The sequence below is a fragment of the Saccharomonospora iraqiensis subsp. iraqiensis genome, from assembly GCF_000430445.1.
GTDB classification, from domain to species: Bacteria; Actinomycetota; Actinomycetes; order Mycobacteriales; family Pseudonocardiaceae; genus Saccharomonospora; species Saccharomonospora iraqiensis.
Genome location: NZ_KE387041.1, coordinates 54,533 through 56,347, shown reverse-complemented (window position 1 = coordinate 56,347; position 1,815 = coordinate 54,533). Strand labels below are relative to the sequence as shown.

The 1,815-nt window shown below is 73.6% G+C and carries 2 protein-coding genes and 1 pseudogene; all 3 read left to right on the top strand.

Going from position 1 to position 1,815, the window contains the following annotated elements; genetic code table 11:
• Positions 1-292: pseudogene (locus ACTIR_RS21375) on the top strand (hypothetical protein); the annotation flags it as partial.
• Positions 293-373: 81 nt separating this feature from the next.
• On the top strand, positions 374-1,078 hold the full coding sequence (gene trmB, locus ACTIR_RS0103125) for a tRNA (guanosine(46)-N7)-methyltransferase TrmB (protein WP_026453191.1): 705 nt from the start codon (positions 374-376) through the stop codon (positions 1,076-1,078).
• A 121-nt stretch (positions 1,079-1,199) separates the two neighbouring features.
• Positions 1,200-1,658: a MarR family winged helix-turn-helix transcriptional regulator gene (locus tag ACTIR_RS0103120; protein WP_034238091.1), complete on the top strand. Its 459-nt coding sequence runs from the start codon at positions 1,200-1,202 to the stop codon at positions 1,656-1,658.
• The last annotated feature ends 157 nt before the right edge of the window (positions 1,659-1,815 follow it).

The window sequence follows — 1,815 nt, the reverse complement described above, 5'->3', positions numbered from 1 at the left end:
CCGCGCCGACGGGTTCCGCGTGGAGGACCGGATCGACCGGCTGCTGGCGACCCGGCCCGGGTGGGAGTACGTGCCGTGGGCCGCCGACGGCGAGTCGGGCTACTGGGAGTTCATGCCCTCCGAACGGGGCAGGCAGGGCCACCGGATTCCCACGACGATCCTGAACACCGACCGGCACCCCGGCTGGATCGACGTACTCCCCGCGCACAGCGGCACCACCCCCGCGCCGATCCCGGTCGCGGGCCTGGCCGGCCTGCGCGCGCGGCTCGGCGAGTTCGAAGCGGTGCGCTGAGCCACCACCGACCGTGCTCGACCGGCCCCCGTCGCCCTCCGGGGGCCGGGGACCACCACGGTGCGGCTATCGTGCCCGTTCGTGGGAGAACAACAGCAGCCGCACCTGCGCACCGTGGTCAGCTACGTCAAACGCGGCGGGCGGATGACGGTCGGCCAGCAACGCGCGTGGGACCGTCTGTGGCCGACGTGGGGGACGACGGTGCCGGACCTGCCGGCCGGGCCGATCGACTTCGCCGGGTGGTTCGGACGCGAGGCCCCCGTGGTGCTGGAGATCGGCTCCGGGATGGGGGAGACCACCGCCCGGCTCGCGGCGGCCGAACCGGAGGTCAACTACGTCGCCGTCGAGGTCTACGAGGCCGGGCTCGGGCAACTGCTGCTGCGCGCCGAACAGCTCGGGGTGGACAACCTCCGGCTGGTCAAGGGCGACGCCGTGGAGCTGCTGACCTCCCACGTCGCCGAGGGGGCGCTGTCGACCGTGCGGATCCTGTATCCGGACCCCTGGCCGAAGAAGCGGCACCACAAGCGCAGGCTGATCCAGCCCGGTTTCGTCGCGCTGCTGGCCTCCCGGATGGCCGAGGGGGCGACGTTGCACCTGGCCACCGACTGGGCCGACTACGCCGAGCAGATGCTCGAGGTGTGCGAGGCCGAGCCGAGGCTGCGCAACGCCTACGACGGCTGGGCACCGCGCCCGTCCTGGCGTCCGGTGACCAAGTTCGAGCAGCGCGCCCGGACCGAGGGGCGGGCCAGCCGCGACCTGCTGTTCACCAGGACGACGACACCGTGACCGCTGTGTACCCGGGACGACACCGGGACCGGCGGTCCCGGCGTGGTGAATCCGCCGCACGAGCGGGCGATACCACCGACCGTGCGTGGCGCACGTCACCGTTGGTGATAACCTGCTCACGGTGAACGGCCAGCACCGCACCGAGGAGTCGGCGCCGGCCCGGACGGCCTACCTCGTCAAACAACTCGAACTGGCCGTACGCGCCCACATCGACTCCGCCGCGCGCCCGCACGGGCTCACGACCACCCAGTACACCGCGCTGGCCGCGCTGCGCCGGATCCCCGGCCAGTCGTCGGCCCAGCTCGCCCGCCGGTCGTTCGTCAGCGCGCAGACGATGCAGGAGCTCATCGCCGCCCTGGAGCGGCGCGGACTCATCGCCCGCACCCAGGCGCCCACGAACAAGCGGGTGCTGCGCATCCACCTCACCGACGAGGGGGCGCGCCTGCTCGACCGGATCGAGGTCGAGGTGGACGACATCGAGCGGGACATGCTCGCGGAGCTGGCCCCGGAGCAGGTGGAACAGCTGCGCCGGTCGCTGCGCGTGTGTGCGCGGCGGCTGACGAAACCGCCGCGCACCTGAGCGCCGCGCACCTGAGCACGGTGGCGGACACCGACGAGCGCGGTGGGCGTGCCCGCCCCCGAGCGAACACGCCCACCGCCTTCACCTCCCCCCTCCCCCCGGTTCGTGCCCCTGATTGCGGCCCGCCGATCCCCGCGCTCCCCCGCGGGGCGGCCGG